This window comes from Thermodesulfobacteriota bacterium (genome assembly GCA_031082315.1).
GTDB lineage: Bacteria > Desulfobacterota > QYQD01 > QYQD01 > QYQD01 > QYQD01.
Map to the genome: position 1 here is coordinate 1 of JAVHLC010000012.1, position 16,585 is coordinate 16,585.

Genomic DNA, 16,585 nt, shown 5'->3' on the forward strand with positions numbered 1-16,585 from the left:
TATTAAAAGGAGAGCTGCCTAAAGTGGCCCTGTCCACTATTGACAGTACACCCCAAACATCTTTAGCGTCACCCGGCAGTTGCGCTACAGCAAAGACGAGACCCAACTTGCGCTTGACCTCGCCCTGTTCATCAACGGCTTACCTATCGCGACATTCGAGTTGAAGAACCGCCTGACCAAGCAGACCGTGGAGGACGCGGTGCAGCAGTACAAGCGCGACCGTGACCCGCGCGAACTGCTCTTTCAGTTCGGCCGCTGTCTGGTGCATTTCGCCGTGGACGATCAGGAGGTGCGCTTCTGCACCCACCTCAAGGGCAAGGACTCCTGGTTCTTGCCCTTCAATAAGGGCTGGAACGACGGCGCGGGCAATCCGCCGATTGAAGGCCGGCCCGGCATCAAAACCGACTATCTGTGGCGTGAGATCCTCACCCGTGAAGGGCTTGCCGACATCCTTGAGAACTACGCCCAGGTGATTGAGGAAAAGGACGAGCGCACCGGCCGGAAGAAGGAACTACAAATCTTCCCGCGCTACCACCAGCTTGATGTGGTGCGGAAACTCTTGGCCGATGTGCGCTTACAGGGCGCGGGCCGGCGGTACCTGATCCAGCACTCGGCAGGCAGCGGCAAGAGCAACTCCATTGCCTGGCTGGCGCACCAGTTCGTCGGGCTGGAACGGGAGAATGCCCCGATTTTCGACTCGGTGATCGTGGTCACCGACCGCAAGGTGCTCGACAAGCAGATCCGCGACACGATCAAGCAGTTCGCCCAGGTGGCCGCCACGATAGGAGCCGTGACCGAAGGTTCGGGCCAGCTTCGGCAGTTCATCGAGAGCGGCAAGAAGATCATCATCACCACTGTCCAGAAGTTTCCCTTCATCCTGGATGAGATTGGCAACGAACACCGTGGACGGAAGTTCGCCATCCTCATTGACGAGGCGCATTCCAGCCAGGGCGGACGTACAGCGGCGAAGATGAACATCGCACTGTCGGCGGAGGGCGGCGAAGAGGATGAGGAGACCACAGAGGATACGATCAACCGCATTATGGAAGCGCGGAAGATGCTGCCCAACGCCAGCTACTTCGCCTTCACCGCCACTCCCAAAAACAAGACCCTGGAAATCTTCGGCGAGCCATGGCCGGAGGGGGGCGTTGTCAAACACCGACCTTTCCATAGCTACACGATGAAGCAGGCGATCCAGGAGGGCTTCATCCTTGATGTGCTGAGGAACTATACACCGGTGGAAAGCTACTACCGGCTAGCGAAGACCGTGGAGGACGACCCGGAGTTCGACACCAAGAAGGCCCAGAAGAAGCTACGTCGTTACGTGGAGTCCCACGAGCACGCCATCCGCGAGAAGGCAGAGATCATGGTGGACCACTTCCACGAGCAGGTGCTGGCCAAGCACAAGGTTGGCGGCCAGGCGCGGGCGATGGTGGTCACCGGAGGCATTCACCGGGCCATCCAGTACTTCCACGCTATCCGCGATTACCTCAAGGAGCGCAAGAGCCCGCATCAGGCCATCGTCGCCTTCTCCGGCGAGCATGAGTACGGCGGGCAGAAGGTGACCGAGGCTTCGCTGAACGGATTCTCCAGCAACCTGATCCCGGAGCGCATCCGCGCGGAGCCGTACCGCTTTCTGATCTGTGCCGACAAGTTCCAGACCGGCTATGATGAGCCGCTCTTGCACACGATGTACGTGGACAAGCCGCTTTCGGGCATCAAGGCGGTGCAGACACTCTCGCGCCTCAACCGGGCGCACCCGAAAAAGCACGACACCTTCGTGCTCGACTTTCAGAATGATGCCGACACCATCCAGTTGGCCTTCGAGGACTACTACCGCACCACGATCCTCAGCGCAGAGACTGACCCGAACAAGCTGCACGACCTCAAGGCCGCCCTTGACGGCTATCAGATCTACGACGACACGGCCGTCGACCAGTTGGTCGAGCGCTATCTGGCCGGGGCCGACCGAGACCAGCTCGACCCGATCCTCGATGCCTGCGTGGCGACCTATGTGGACACGCTGGATGAGAACGGCCAAGTGGACTTCAAGGGCAAGGCCAAGGCCTTCGTGCGCACTTACGGGTTCCTGGCCTCAGTGCTGCCCTTCACCAATGCCGCATGGGAGAAGCTCTCGATCTTCCTGAACTTCCTCATCCCTAAGCTGCCCGCGCCAAAGGAAGAGGACCTGTCCAAAGGGATTCTCGAGGCTATCGACATGGAGAGCTACCGGGTGGAGGTGCGCTCGGCAATGCCCATCGGTCTGGCCGACCAAGATGCGGAGATCGAGCCTGTGCCCACGAGCGGCGGCGGCCGGATGCCGGAGCCAGACTTGGATCGCCTGAGCAATATCCTGCGTGCCTTCAACGATCAGTTCGGCAACATCGACTGGAAGGACGCCGACAAAATCCGCAAAGTCATCGCCGAGGATATTCCCACCAAGGTAGCGGCGGACAAGGCCTACCAGAACGCGATGAAGTACTCGGACAAGCAGAATGCCCGCATCGAGCACGACAGAGCACTCCAGCGGGTACTCGTCGAGCTGCTGTCCGACCACACCGAACTGTTCAAGCAGTTCAGCGACAACGCGGCGTTCAAGAAGTGGTTGGCGGACACGATCTTTTCGGCGACCTATGCCCCGCCGACTGCATAGGTCGAGGTGCGATGCGTACCTTGAGGACGCTCATTGGTTTACAAGTTTATGCCCTTCGGGCAACGAATTTGAATTGGATGTATTTGTAGAGGAGCCGTTTGACTTTGATAAGGTTTATGAAGAACGGAAAAATATCAAGGCCGGAAATGTAAGGATTCCACTTGTGCCTATAAAACGGCTTATTGAGATGAAGAAGAAGGTCGGCAGACCACAGGATATTGCCGATGTCTATTATCTTAGAAAGATAGAAAAGGAGTGGGGCGATGAATAAAAAGCCACTGTTATATTATAGGACGATAGAGCAGATAGAAGAGTACCGGAAACGGCCGGCTCTTCAAAAGATTAAGTGGCTTGAGGCGCAGATGGAGTTCTTCTATTATGCCATGCCTGATAAGGCCAAGAAGATCAGGGATCGTATGCGCGCAGAAAAAAAGACCGCAACCCTTTAATAGATAGACTCACTCGTGGATAGCAGGAATATGTCCTCATAGAAAAGGGTAATGTCAAAAGTTATATGAAAAACAAGCCACAGAGGACACAGAGCGCACAGAGCAACGTAAAGAAATCAAAAGAAAAAGACAGAGCAGCTAAGAAAAAAGCAGATTTATGGGCACTTCCGTGACCTGTGTACCCTCAAGGGCTGTGATTGAGCCATTTTCTGGGGGACAACAAGAGCATTGGAGAAACTGGGGAGGGGAGGAACCAAATTGTGCTTTAACCTACTGATACCTCTGTGTTCTCTGTGCTCTCTGTGGCAAAAGTTTTGACAGTACGAGAAAAAGGGTAAGGGTATTTACATGAAATTCCACTTCGAGAGCAACCAGGAAGGGGGAAACCAGGACGTTGTTGAAACTTATCACTTTTCGTTTCCAAGTTTTTGAACATGCATAGCGAGCGCATTCCCCGGTGCTTGCAGCGGGGAGCTTCAATATAAGGAGGTTGTCATGGCGGCGCCAAATGAAATTTTGAAAGAGGCATTGGCCCTTAAACCGGCACAAAAGGCAAAATTGATCGACAAGTTACTTTCCAGTCTGGATGCACCTGATAAGGAGATTGATGAATTATGGGCCAAAGAAGCGTAAAGCCGGATCGATGCCTACGAAAAAGGAGAGATCAAGGCTGTCTCATTAAAAGAAGTCCTTGAAAGGTACGAGTAGGTCTTGCTGATAAGATGTCAAATAAGGCATTTCCCTTACGGAATCATCTATCAAATTCGAAAAGACGAGGTCCTGGTAGTTGCAATTGTGAACCTTCACAGAAAGCCCGGTTATTGGAAAGATAGAATATAGAACGAGCCTAACCGGGGAAAATCGGGGCAGTGGGCATTTCATGTGAATCCATTAGGGGGACGTTAGTTTGACTTGTTCGGGGTGATATGTGGCATTGATAAGTTTACAACAGGTGCGGCTTGCGTTCGGCGGCCCGGAGCTGATCGACGGGGTGACCCTGCAGATCGGGCGCGGAGAGCGGGTCTGCCTGGTCGGCAGAAACGGGGCGGGTAAATCCACCCTCATAAAGATCATCAGCGGCGAGATCACCCCTGATGCCGGCGAGGTCATACGTGCGCAGGGAGTGCGGGTCGCCTCTCTCGCTCAGGAAGTGCCGCAGGATCTGTCTGGAACAGTCTTCGAGGTGGTTTCGGGCGGGCTGGGCGGCGTGGTCGAATTGCTTTCGGAATACCGCCTCGTGAGCAACCGCCTTACCCAGGGGGACGACGCGGGCATAATCGCCGAACTGGAACGGATACACCACCTGATCGAGTTCTCGGGCGGCTGGCAGATACAACAGAAGGTCGAGACCGTTCTTTCCCGCCTCAGTCTGGATCCTGACGCGCCTGTGGCTGAACTCTCCGGCGGCTATAAAAGGAGGGTTCTGCTGGCACGGGCCCTCGTGAACGAGCCGGACCTGTTACTCCTTGATGAGCCGACCAATCATCTCGATATTGGCTCGATCGGCTGGCTGGAGGAATTCCTCAACGAGTACCGCGGGTCTATGCTCTTCACAAGCCACGACCGGAGATTTCTTCAGACTTTGGCGACGCGTATCATCGAACTCGACCGGGGGCGGATCACCGACTGGCCCGGCGATTACGCAACCTACCTGGCGCGAAGGCAGGCCGAGCTCGACGCGGAGGTCACGCACAACGTGCTCTTCGATAAAAAGCTCGCGCAGGAGGAGGCGTGGATACGGCAGGGCGTGAAAGCCCGGCGCACCTGCAATGAAGGGCGGGTGCGTGCGTTGAAGGAGATGCGGAGAGAACGCCTCGCGAGACGTGAACAGGCAGGGAGCGCGACGATGCGGCTGAACGAGGCCGAGCGGTCCGGCAAACTGGTTCTTGAGGCCAAGGGGGTCGGGCATATCTACGAGGGCCGTCCTCTGATTCGCGATTTTTCCACGCTCATAATGCGTGGCGACAAGATCGGCATCATCGGCCCGAACGGCTCGGGCAAGACCACCCTGCTCAGGATTCTGCTCGGCGCGATGGAGCCCCACCGTGGCTCTGTGCGCAGGGGGGCCAACATCGAGGTTGCCTATTTCGACCAGCATCGTGCGCAATTGATTGATGACAGATCGGTTATGGACAATGTGGGAGACGGGTCCGAGAAGGTGACGGTCAACGGAAGGACCAGGCACATAATCGGCTATCTCGAGAATTTCCTCTTCCCCCCGGAGCGCGCCCGCGCTCCGGTAAGGGGCCTCTCCGGCGGCGAGCGAAACCGAGCCCTCCTGGCCAAGCTTTTCACGAAACCCTCAAACGTACTGGTGATGGACGAGCCCACCAATGATCTCGACACCGATACCCTGGAACTCCTCGAGGAAATGCTGATGGAGTATGAAGGTACCGTTCTCCTCGTGAGCCACGACCGGGAGTTTCTCAATAACGTTGTAACGAGCACCATAGTATTTGAAGGCGACGGAAGGCTGACCGAATATGTGGGCGGGTACGACGACTGGCTGCGGCAGCGCGGCCCCGCAGTCCCGGTACGAACGGAAAAGACCGCGAAGCCGGAAAAGCCGCGGCCGCAACAGGAGCGTCCGCGTACCCTGACCTTCAAGGAGAAGAAAGATATCGAGGCTCTGCCGGCGCTCATCGAAGCCCTGGAAGCAGAGCGCGACGGGCTTTATGACACCCTTGCGGACCCTGACTTCTATCGCCAGGACGGAAGTAGGCTCCCGGCAGCAAAGGCGAGAATCGAGGACCTCGAAAAAGAGATCACTATGGCGTATGAGCGATGGGAGCTTTTGGAGTCAATCGGTGTCAATTCGCACAATAAATTGATTGTTCTTTCCTGAACCAGTATCCTTCCTATCCAAAGATGCTGGGAACAGAATCGATAGCGTCTTGACGTTATATCACCATAGCGTTATAATGTTGCTCAAAAACATGGAGGAGCATGATGTCTGCATTGACAAAAAGGGCGACGATTTATTTGGACCCTATGTTGCACAAAGCCTTGCGTCTGAAGGCTGCGGAGACATCCCGGTCTATGTCCGAGCTGGTCAACCGTGCCGTGCGCCTTTCCCTGGCAGAGGATGCAGAAGACCTCGCTGCCTTTGAAGAGCGGGCAGGCGAGCCACTTGTTGCCTTCGAAGACCTGCTGAAAGACCTCAAGAAGCATGGCCGGATATAACATTTTTCTGCGGCATTCCGTCGCGAAAGACCTTGACGGCATTCCAAAGAAAGACCTCAAGCGCGTAATTGACCGTATCCGGTCACTTGCTCATGACCCAAGGCCCTCCGGCTGCGAGAGGCTTTCCGGGCAGGAACGATACCGGATTCGGCAAGGAAGATATCGTATTGTTTATTCCATCCAGGACGATAATCTTACTATCTGGATTGTGAAAGTGGGACACAGGCGGGATGTATATCGATGTCTGGGATAGACTTCAGGGACGTCAAAGACGGAGAGGCGGGAAGCGGACTATAAGGGTCTTAATACCTGAGGATTTGGTTGGATTAAAAGTACAGGCCATGGTAGATGATAAGTGAAGCTCCCCGCAGCAAGCTGCGGGGAATGCGCTCGCTATGCATGTTCAAGATGGACGAACGGTTTTGCTGATATTGAGGGGATAATGGCTCTACACAAGGCGGCTCCGGACTGGTCAATTATTGAGGAGTATTTTGCCTTGTCTGGTTCGCTCCATATCAGGCCGGGTTATGAAGTTATAGGGGGCAGGGGACGTATGGGATTCGGCGGAGGTCGGAGGTGATCCGATTTTGTGTACTGGCTAGTGGCAGTAAGGGAAATTGTACGTACCTGGAGTCTCACGGGGTTCGCTTCCTGGTCGATGCGGGATTGAGCGCAACGGAAATCACGAGGCGCTTAAATGCTATCGGGGTTTCTCCGGATTCTCTGAGCGGTGTCATAGTCACCCATGAACATAATGATCATATCCGCGGGGTCGGTGTTATCTCGCGCCGTTTTGACCTGCCCGTTTATATGACATCTGCTACCCATCGGGCGGCGGCCAGATACCTGGGCCGTATAAAAGAGGTATGCACTGTCGAGAGCGGCCGCTCTTTCACTATCGATAGTATTACCGTTCACCCCTTTTCCATCCCTCATGACGCCGCTGATCCGATCGGCCTTTGCGTCAGTAACGCCCGGGTCAAGCTGGGCATCTCCACGGACCTGGGGATGGTTACACGCCTTGCTTCTAATGAACTGAAGGGATGTCAGGCCGTAATTATGGAGGCCAATCATGACCCGGAGATGCTGGAGTACGGCCCTTATCCGTGGCATCTGAAACAGAGAATAAAGGGACGATTAGGCCATTTATCAAATTATCAGACCTGCCAGTTGCTGGAAGAGATACTCCATCCCGGGTTGCAGCACATAGTCCTGGCCCATTTGAGCCAGGTGAATAATCACCCGGAGAAGGCCTATCAAACCGTCAAAAATTTCCTTAAACAATCTTCGGCTACTGCCGGTCTTTCGCTATCCTGGCAGGATCGGGTGGGGAAAATGGTGGAGGTAAGAGGATGATGCCTATGGATATATCTACATCGGTAAAATTTCTTATCGAACAGGCCCTGGCTGAGGATATCGGGCCGGGGGATCTGACCACGGAGGCCCTGATCGATCCTGAACTCCAGGGACAGGCCACCCTCGTAGCCAAACAGGACTTCCTGGTTGCCGGGCTTGAAGTCGCCGGGCAGGTCTTTCATACGCTGAATCCCGCTATCGAATTTAAAGCCCTCCTCAAAGACGGGGGGCGCGCTGCGTCCGGGGAAGTACTGGCCGAGGTTTACGGGCCGGTCGCCGACCTGCTCAGAGGCGAGAGGGTAGCCCTTAATTTCTTGCAGCGCCTATCGGGTATCGCCACCCACACCCATAAATTCGTTGAGGCCGTGGCCGGGTTGCCGGTTAAGATCTTGGACACCCGGAAGACCACCCCCGGCCTGCGCCTTCTGGAAAAGTATGCCGTCCGGATGGGAGGCGGCCATAATCACCGTTTTGGCCTATATGACGCCATTTTAATCAAAGATAATCATCTATCCGCTGTTAACTCACTGGCCGGGGCAATCCGGCGGGCTAAGGACTATGCCCCGCATGTAGCAAAAGTTGAGATAGAAGTCAGCAGCATAGACCAGCTTAAGGAGGCCCTGAAAGCCGGGGCCGGGGCCATCCTCCTGGACAACATGGACATCCCGACCCTGAAAGAGGCCGTGGCCGTGGCCGGGGGAAAGGCCGTCCTTGAAGCCTCTGGCGGGGTAAATCTAAAGAACGTGCGGGAAATAGCGGAGACCGGCGTGGACTTAATCTCCATCGGCGCCCTCACTCACTCCGCCCCGGCCTGCGATATAAGCATGCGGCTGTCTATTCTCTTACCTCATACTCCAGGTAAATAGTCACCGTCCGGTTGAGGGCCCGGCCCTCCGGCCGGCCGTTATCATAAAGAGGATCGCGGGGGCCTATGCCTTCATGGGTGATTCTCTCGTCCGCCGTAATCCCTCCGGCCAGCATCTGATCGTAAACAGCCCTGGCTCGCCTCTCTGATAGCCTCAGGTTGTAATCTTCTTTGCCTATAATGTCCGTATGGCCGACGATCTTCACCCCGGCAGCCGGGAGCTGTTTTATCCTCTCGATTATCTGATTCAGGACGGCCTTATTCTGTTCCTTTATATCCGCGCGATCGAAGTCAAAGAGTATAAGCGCATATTTTTCCAGCACCTTATGGCCCGTCTTCTGGGCGAGCTGTTCCTCGCGCCTTATGAACGTAACAGAAGAAGGCGCGGAAACGGTCTTGTAGCTCTGCCCTTTTTCGTCTATGACCTCCATGCGAACGCTGAGATTTTTGTAAGCGCCGATCTTGCGGAGATCAAGGTCTTTCAGATCAAAGGCGTAGGCCGGCGCAGGTTCTCCCTCGCCATCTACAGACCGGATTACGGCGTCATCACCCATTATCTCTATACCCCAATGCGCTACGCCATACCCGGCCTGTATCTGTGGTAAGAGCCGGATCTCTTTGGCGTCGCTCATCGCCTCCAGATATGTGCTTTTTATAGTGTCAGCTATGGACGGGGAATCAGAATATATCTCTACGCGCTGGTTTTCGGCTCTCCCCTCGTTTACCCGGTTGGTGCTGGCCATGGCCGGCAGACGGCGGGCCTCAATATCCATCCGGGTTGGGTCTATGCCCCATATATCCTTTAAATAAGACTGTACGGCCCCGGCCCTCTGCCGGGAGAGGTTAAGTTTACCCCGCTCCACGCCATAATGCGCATTACAGCCGACAATTTTTATACGGGCCTCCGGATGCCCGGTCATTCGTTTCCCTATAACGTTCAGGATGTGATGATACTTATCCATCGTGCCTTTTAATTCACTCTCTTTAAATGCCCCGGTCTCGGCCTTATCTGTGAAAAGGCCATACCGCCCGGGGATTACACCTTCGCCTGTCTCGAAATATACATAATTAAGCAATGGAGAGCTGTCAACCGTGGTCACTTCCTCGATAGTTATCTTATCCGGCTCCATGTTCAGCGAGCCGGAGGGCGGAGGCACAAGCCCATGTATCACTTTTTCCCTGGAAATCCTGACCGGACACGGACCCGCGGTAGTTTCATAACTATCACCATAGATGTCCGTCACTCTGATACGGGGTTCAAGGTTGCCGATAGCGGCCAGCCTTGCCCGGCCCAGTTCGTCCAGAGGAAACGCATATAACGGCTTTAGGTCACCTGTGCCCTTTATGGTCTTTATAGATTTATTATCACCGAGGAGGGTGAGTTCCCAATCGGCGATGCCGTATTCAGCCGCTATCTGCGGCCGGATTTTTATCTCATCTATGCCGTTCGTCTCTGTAATAAATGCATTTGCCGCATCCGCCTGCATAGCCGGCAGATCGTATATGATCTCTACCCGCTGATTTTCCGCCCGTCCGCCCAAGACATCCATGGCCGTGGCCTGCGCCGGCAGATTGCGGGTCTCCACCTTCATGCGCAGGGGATCCACCCCCCAGACATTATAAAGATAGGCCCTTACCGCCTCGGCCCGGCGGCTCGAAAGATCAAGGTTATTCTTTTCCACACCGGTGTCTGAGTTACAGCCTACAATACGCACCCGGGCCATAGGATTTTGGGTCAGGCGTCTGCCCACGATATTGAGCAGGTTGTAATACCGCTCCGGCGCGGATTTCAGGGTCTTTTCATCGAAGGTCTGCGTCTGCGCCCTGTCCTTCAGAAGGACATACTTTCCGGGAATTTCACTCTTGCCTGCCTCAAAGAATACATGATTCAATACCGGCGAGCCATCGTTCATGGTAAACATGTCAAAATTTAATTCCGCAGGCTCCAGGGACAAGGTCCCCTGCGGAGGATTTAGAAAACGATACGTAACTACGTAGCGATGGAACAAGGTCGTAGAAAAGGACTGGAAAATGGGCAGAAGTTCAGTGGCGGAAACAGCCTTCCATATCTTGCCTCCGTGGGCCTCGGCAAACGATTTAAGGAAGGGGTCCGGAGCCGGCACCGGCATATAGTCTATGGAATAGGCCGCAAGATTCACTATCCCCCTGGCCGCGGCCTCTACCGCCTTACGATCCAGGGTGCTGTTGAGATCCTCGCCATCTGAGAAGACCACGAGAAACTTATTGCCCTTTTCCGGCATCTTTTGGATTAAATCCAGCCCGGCCGCCATGCCTTCGTAGAGGAAGGTCCGGTTGGTTAATCCGCGATCAAAGCTTTCCCGGAAAAAGTTCCTGAGCCTTGAGACATCGTTGGAACGAAAGGTCTTGACGTGCAGGTTGCGTTCATTGACCTTCATGGCGTGTGCATCATCAAAGACCACTACCTGAATATCGTCGATGGGCCGCACTATCTTGAGGAACTCTTCCAGGGCCGCGAGGAGCGGCTGTACGGCCTGGCGCTCCTTCATGGAGAAGGAATTATCTACAACCAGGACCACGTTCAGTCCCACATCCTTTCTGGTTTCAAGGGACTCCGCCGATAATATCCTGGCTTTTTTCCGCTCCCTTTGCACTACAAAATCTTCGGCTTTCAGTCCCTCAACAGGATTATCTTCAGCATCCAGGGCCGAAACCAGCACCTTGTTTTCGCCTATAACCTGATAAGACAGCTTAACCGCGCGGGCCGGGGCCAGGACCTGAAAGCCTTCCTCAGCATAACAGTTGCAAAAATAAAAAATGCCGATAACTATTAAACAAAGGACAAATATTACCTTTTTCATCGTGTCCCCCCATGAACTATATTTAGTTTCCATCCGAAAATCCCGGTCTTGCGGATGGAGCAGTCAGCATTCAGCTATCAGCATTCAGCTTAATATGTTGTTTATCTTCGTTTTTTCTGACGGCTGACAGCTGATGGCTGATAGCGTGAATCCGGCCTTAGGCCGACCGTGGGCCGGAAACGGTAGTTCCCGGATGAACGCTACTTAAAACCCGCTGAACGGTGTCGGAGTAAAGGTCACCACAAAAAGGATCAAGGCCAATACCCCAAGCCACTTTCGTTTTGTGTCCAGTGGAATGGCGGGATTAAGCGGCGGGGGATGTTGCCAGCCCATAACGTAGAGCAGCCCCGCCCATATAAACCAGCCTGACCAGCCTACCAGGCCAAGGATTATAAGGGCAATAAAACAGCCGATGGCTAGCCTCTTTGATTTTTCTCCCAGGATGGCGTAGGCGATATGTCCGCCGTCCAGCTGGCCGACGGGGATGAGGTTAAGAGAGGTCACCAGGAGCCCGATCCAGCCGGCAAAGGCTACCGGGTGGAGGACGATCTGATAATAGTCAGGCAGTTTGCCCAGCGCGAGCCGGACCATCTGGTCAAGGAGGATGGAAGACCCGAGTTCCACGCCGGCGGGTTTAGGCATTACCTGGATAGTGGACATCTTAAGCCCGATATAGAGCACCGGGATGGCTACGACGGCCCCTCCCAGTGGTCCGGAGAGGCCGATATCCAGGAGCACCCTTCGGTCTTCCATGGGTGATTTTATCCGGATAAAGGCCCCGAAGGTGCCGATTACCGATGGGGCAGGGATGAAAAAGGGCAGGGTAACCTGTACGCCGTGGTATCGGGAGACGAAATAGTGACTCATCTCGTGGGTTATGAGTATGGCCAGGAGGGTAAAGGAAAAAGGGATTCCTTTGGTTAACAGGGTCCAGTCTTTAAGCAGGGCGACTAAGGAGACTCCCTGCTGGAGGGCCCCGGCCGCCGTGGTTGAAATGACCGTCAGCAAAAAGAGAAGTATGTTGACTGCGATGGATGAACCCTTAGGCTTAAGCTTTAGCGTCACGCCAGGATAACAATGCAATGATTTATGGCTTTTTGGAATTGACCCGTTCTTTTAATTCCTTACCCGCCTTAAAGAATGGAAGTTTTTTGGCAGATACGTCGATATTCCGGCCTGTTTTGGGGTTACGGCCCGTGTAGGGTTTGTAGTCCTTTACTACAAAACTACCCAGTCCCCTTATCTCAATACCCTCGCCGGACACCAGCGCCTGACTCATGGCCTCAAAGACAGTGTCAATTACTTCTTCGGCTACCTGCTTGGTCAAGGCGGTCTCTTTACTCAGGGCCGCTACTAAATCTGACTTGTTCATGGCACTATCCTCACTACCTGTCTTAGCTTAGGCAATACATATACCAAAGCTTGTATAAGCTTGTAAAGAATAATTTGGCGGTTTCGTGAAAAACCATCGTCACAAAGACGCTAAGGCGCTAAGATAAGATATGTAACATTTCTACATGACTTCTAATTTTGCCCAAGACTTAGAGACATATGAAGATGTGACCTGACCGTATGTCCTTCCTGCGCCCCCCTTCCGCCATTCTCCTGTATTCACGGAAGCAGGAGAGTAGTGCAGTTTCCTGGGCACCAAATAATCTCTTGACACAATCCAACAACTATTTTAAACATCTGTTTTAAAAATGAGTATAAAAGATAGATGAACAAAATAGCGGAAAGAAGCCTGGACACTCGGAGCCGGTTGCTCCAAGCTGCCGGTGAGGTATTTGCTAGTCATGGATTTCGGGCCGCCACCGTACGTGAAATCTCTCGCCGTGCAGATGCAAACATTGCCGCAGTCAATTATCATTTCGGGAATAAAAAAAGGCTCTATTCCGCAGTCTTACATCATACGCTCAGGTCTGCCATCGAAAAATACCCCCCTGATTTTGGCTTGGATGAGAATTCTACGCCCGAGCAGCGTCTCCATGCTTTCATCCGTTCATTACTCTTCCGGCTCCTGGACAAGGGCCGTCCCGCCTGGCACGGAAGATTGATGGCTCGAGAAATAGCTGAGCCGACAAGCGCACTTGATCAATTAGTAGTAGAAGTGATGAGGCCTCTTTACGAACGACTCACTTCCATAGTGCGGGACCTTACCGGTAAGCATGCCGATGAGGAATCAGTAAAGCTTTGCGTAATGAGTGTTATGGGGCAGTGCCTGTTTTATCACCATGCCCGGTCCGTTGTGTTAAGACTTTATCCTCAAGAGTTTGGCCCTGCAGAAATAGAGCGGTTGGCAGATCATATCTGCCGCTTTTCAGTGCAGGCCACAAGAGGCTTCCAAGAATGAAATGAATTTTCCGTCCTGCTCCATTGCCAGTAAGGCCAAAAAGATGTCCATCTCAGGAATAGGTCATGTCTTAATTGGCCTGGTATTCATGACAAGTCTCGCGAGCTGCATGGTCGGTCCAAATTATCGCCCTCCAGAGCCTAAAATACCCGCCAATTGGAGTGAGTCGGATAAGACCCGGGTTTCTGACTCGCTCATGGAAGCTACACAGTGGTGGACCATATTCAATGACCCCGAACTTAATTCCCTTATTGACCGGGCAATTCGGTCGAATACGGATTTGCGGCTCGCTGAGGCCCGGATCCGGGGGGCGCGTGCTGCTCGCAGAGTGGTAGCCGGCGCGGAATACCCCGGAGTCGATGCCACTGCGGATTATTCACACAGTCGGCAGAGTCAGAATACTGGAAATTCTACCAGTGCACCGGTTGAGCACGACCTTTACCAGGCGGGCTTCGATGCCGGTTGGGAGATTGATATTTTTGGCGGCGTGCGGCGCGCAGTCGAAGCGGCAGATGCCGAAGTCGGCGCTTCAGAGGAAAACCGCCGTGACGTGCTGGTTACGTTGCTTGCCGAAGTCGCTAGAAACTATCTGGAGGTGCGTGGCAATCAGCACCGGCTGGCTATAGCCAGGCAAAATATCCAGGCACAACGCCAGGTAGTCGAGCTGACGCATGGACGCTTTGAAGCCGGTATAGGAAGTGCTCTGGATATTGCGCAGGCCGAAGGGCAACTGGCAAATACGGAAGCGCGTGAACCGGCCTTAGAAAGCTCTATAAGGCAAGCCATCCACCGTCTGGGAGTGCTGCTTGGGCAGGAACCCGGTGCGCTGTTGGCAGAGCTTTTAAAAGAGGCTCCCATTCCAACGACTCCACCAGAGGTGCCAGTCGGTCTGCCTTCGCAGCTGCTTCTCCGCCGCCCTGATATCAGGCGGGCGGAGCGGGAATTGGCGTCTGCAACTGCCCGTATCGGAGTTGCCACTGCCGATCTCTTCCCGCGATTCTCTCTTACGGGCCTGGCGGGCTTCCAAAGCACAAATCTTACTGATCTCTTCGGTTCTGGAAGCGGCTACTGGATTTTGGGACCGACTGTAAGGTGGCCTATCTTTAATGCCGGCCGGATACGCGCCAACATCGAGGTCCAGAATGCACTTCAAGAACAGGCTCTAATTCGATATGAGAAGACCATCCTCAACTCGCTTGAGGAGGTAGAGAACGCACTTGTGGCATACTCAAAAGAGCAATTGAGCCGCCGTGCCCTGGCCGAAGCAGTCGATTCCAGCCGCAAGGCTGCCGATATTGCCAACGAGCTTTACACAAAGGGTCTGGTAAATTTCCTGGACGTACTCGATGGCGAACGATCGTTGTATCAGTCGGAAGATCAGCTTGCACAAAGTGATCAACGAATTGCAACAGACCTGATAGCACTCTTTAAGGCTCTCGGCGGGGGATGGGAAATCCCAAGGTAATGCAATGAGTTCGCAAAAGGTCATTTTCGGACGGCACAGTAAAAAGCTCCGGTTGCAAGGCGCGCATGTCGTTATCCGTTAACCGTTGTCCGTTCACCGATAATGCGTGGACATATTCCAGTCTGCTCCTTGCTGTCGGTGCGCGGTGAACAGTGAACGGTGAACGGTGAACTATTTCCATAGCTACGTCGCAGTGACGAAGGATGCAGCGTAACGCTGCAAAATAGGAAACAAAATGAGGTACATTACCAAACAACCAAAACTCAGGACCCCCCTTATTTTTATGGCCGTGATCATTCTTGCCATTCTTACAGGTTGCTCCCGGGATGGATCGAAAGAGGCACGGGCTGAGGATCCGAGGAAAGCCCCAGTGCCTGTAACCATTGTCGCTGCGGAAGAAAAATCCGTCCCCATAGAGCTGCGTGCTGTAGGGAATGTAAGGGCATTCTCGACGGTCTCAGTAAAGGCCCAGGTAGGCGGAGAATTGATAGCCGTACATTTCAAAGAGGGTCAAGAAGTAAAGTGTGGAGATCTGCTTTTTACAATCGATCCCGCCCCCTTTGAGGCTCATCTCAAGCAGGCCGAAGCCAATCTGGCCAAACACCAGGCTGAATTGCAGAATGCCCAAAAGCAGGTGGAACGGTATGGGTCTGTTGTCAAAAAGGGTTATGTATCGAAAGAAAATTATGACCAGGTAAGTACCGATGCTATAGCTCTTGAGGCCGGTGTGCTCGCGGACAAGGCCGCAGTTGAAAACGCCAAGCTCGATCTTAAGTATTGCTATATCCGATCTCCGATTACCGGTTATACCGGAGAGCTTAAGGTGCATCGAGGGAACCTGATCAAGGCTAATGATAACGATCGTCCCATGGTAACGATAAACCAGACCAGTCCAATATACCTTGCTTTTTCCATCCCGGAAAGAAACCTTCCGGAGGTGAAACGGCACATGAAAACTCGAAAGCTTGACGTTCTGGCGGAAGTTCCCGGCATGGAGGCCCGGCCTCTCCGTGGTGAGCTGGCCTCTATTGATAACACGGTGGACCCTGGAACAGGTACCATCCAGCTCAAGGCCATCTTCCCCAATCGGGATACGAGCTTATGGCCGGGACAGTTTGTTAATGTGACTTTGACACTCGGAAAACAGGATGCGGCAGTTATAGTCCCTTCCCATGCCGTTCAGGCCGGACAGCAAGGGCCGTTTGTTTTCGTAGTCAGGCCTGACCTTATTGCGGAGGTTCGCCTCATAGTCGTGGGAAGGACGCTTGGAGAAAAAACGGTGATAGATAAGGGGATAAAGCCTGGCGAATGGATAGTGACCGATGGCCACTTGAAACTCTTCCCGGGTGCAAAGGTCAAACTTGTAAAGGGCGTCGAATAGAACCGTAAGGATAGTGACTTCGAAAGAGGTCAAGGATAATCCC

General features: G+C 53.7%; 14 protein-coding genes and 1 pseudogene. 12 read left to right on the top strand and 3 right to left on the bottom strand.

From position 1 onward, the window contains the following. Positions 1-55: 55 nt before the first annotated feature. From RDU59_10800 to nadC, 9 genes and pseudogenes are all read left to right on the top strand, one after another. A pseudogene (locus RDU59_10800) lies at positions 56-2,653 on the top strand (type I restriction endonuclease subunit R). A gap of 73 nt (positions 2,654-2,726) precedes the next feature. Beyond that, entirely contained in the window at positions 2,727-2,924 is a 198-nt protein-coding gene (locus RDU59_10805) for a hypothetical protein (protein MDQ7838963.1), read from the top strand. Then, on the top strand, positions 2,917-3,102 hold the full coding sequence (locus RDU59_10810; protein ID MDQ7838964.1) for a hypothetical protein: 186 nt from the start codon (positions 2,917-2,919) through the stop codon (positions 3,100-3,102). Before RDU59_10805 ends, RDU59_10810 begins: the two co-directional genes overlap by 8 nt. A 495-nt stretch (positions 3,103-3,597) precedes the next feature. Beyond that, positions 3,598-3,735: an addiction module protein gene (locus RDU59_10815; GenBank protein MDQ7838965.1), complete on the top strand. Its 138-nt coding sequence runs from the start codon at positions 3,598-3,600 to the stop codon at positions 3,733-3,735. Between the two features lie 295 nt (positions 3,736-4,030). Next, complete coding sequence (locus tag RDU59_10820; GenBank protein MDQ7838966.1) at positions 4,031-5,947, top strand: ATP-binding cassette domain-containing protein; 1,917 nt, start codon at positions 4,031-4,033, stop codon at positions 5,945-5,947. A 104-nt stretch (positions 5,948-6,051) separates the two neighbouring features. Further along, positions 6,052-6,285 (top strand): ribbon-helix-helix protein, CopG family, encoded by a 234-nt coding sequence (locus tag RDU59_10825; protein MDQ7838967.1) that lies wholly within the window; start codon positions 6,052-6,054, stop codon positions 6,283-6,285. After that, on the top strand, positions 6,272-6,538 hold the full coding sequence (locus RDU59_10830; protein MDQ7838968.1) for a type II toxin-antitoxin system RelE/ParE family toxin: 267 nt from the start codon (positions 6,272-6,274) through the stop codon (positions 6,536-6,538). The genes RDU59_10825 and RDU59_10830 overlap by 14 nt, the downstream gene beginning before the upstream one ends. Positions 6,539-6,861: 323 nt before the next feature. Further along, positions 6,862-7,641: an MBL fold metallo-hydrolase gene (locus RDU59_10835; GenBank protein MDQ7838969.1), complete on the top strand. Its 780-nt coding sequence runs from the start codon at positions 6,862-6,864 to the stop codon at positions 7,639-7,641. A gap of 5 nt (positions 7,642-7,646) precedes the next feature. Further along, a complete protein-coding gene (nadC, locus tag RDU59_10840; GenBank protein ID MDQ7838970.1) occupies positions 7,647-8,507 on the top strand; it encodes a carboxylating nicotinate-nucleotide diphosphorylase in 861 nt (286 codons plus the stop codon). Here nadC and RDU59_10845 read toward each other — a convergent pair. The 3 genes from RDU59_10845 to RDU59_10855 all read right to left on the bottom strand — a co-directional run bounded on the left by RDU59_10845 (position 8,476) and on the right by RDU59_10855 (position 12,718). Then, positions 8,476-11,346 carry an OmpA family protein gene (locus RDU59_10845; GenBank protein MDQ7838971.1) on the bottom strand — a complete coding sequence of 957 codons (2,871 nt, stop codon included), beginning with the start codon at positions 11,344-11,346 and terminating at the stop codon, positions 8,476-8,478. The genes nadC and RDU59_10845 overlap by 32 nt on opposite strands. 204 nt (positions 11,347-11,550) lie before the next feature. Continuing rightward, positions 11,551-12,411 carry a site-2 protease family protein gene (locus tag RDU59_10850; GenBank protein MDQ7838972.1) on the bottom strand — a complete coding sequence of 287 codons (861 nt, stop codon included), beginning with the start codon at positions 12,409-12,411 and terminating at the stop codon, positions 11,551-11,553. Positions 12,412-12,433: 22 nt separating this feature from the next. Then, positions 12,434-12,718 carry an HU family DNA-binding protein gene (locus RDU59_10855; GenBank protein MDQ7838973.1) on the bottom strand — a complete coding sequence of 95 codons (285 nt, stop codon included), beginning with the start codon at positions 12,716-12,718 and terminating at the stop codon, positions 12,434-12,436. A 345-nt stretch (positions 12,719-13,063) separates the two neighbouring features. Between RDU59_10855 and RDU59_10860 the strand changes: the two genes are divergently transcribed. The 3 genes from RDU59_10860 (at position 13,064) to RDU59_10870 (ending at position 16,542) form a co-directional block, all read left to right on the top strand. Next, entirely contained in the window at positions 13,064-13,696 is a 633-nt protein-coding gene (locus tag RDU59_10860) for a CerR family C-terminal domain-containing protein (protein MDQ7838974.1), read from the top strand. Between the two features lies 1 nt (position 13,697). Continuing rightward, positions 13,698-15,161: an efflux transporter outer membrane subunit gene (locus tag RDU59_10865; GenBank protein MDQ7838975.1), complete on the top strand. Its 1,464-nt coding sequence runs from the start codon at positions 13,698-13,700 to the stop codon at positions 15,159-15,161. 235 nt (positions 15,162-15,396) lie between these two features. After that, complete coding sequence (locus tag RDU59_10870; protein ID MDQ7838976.1) at positions 15,397-16,542, top strand: efflux RND transporter periplasmic adaptor subunit; 1,146 nt, start codon at positions 15,397-15,399, stop codon at positions 16,540-16,542. The last annotated feature ends 43 nt before the right edge of the window (positions 16,543-16,585 follow it).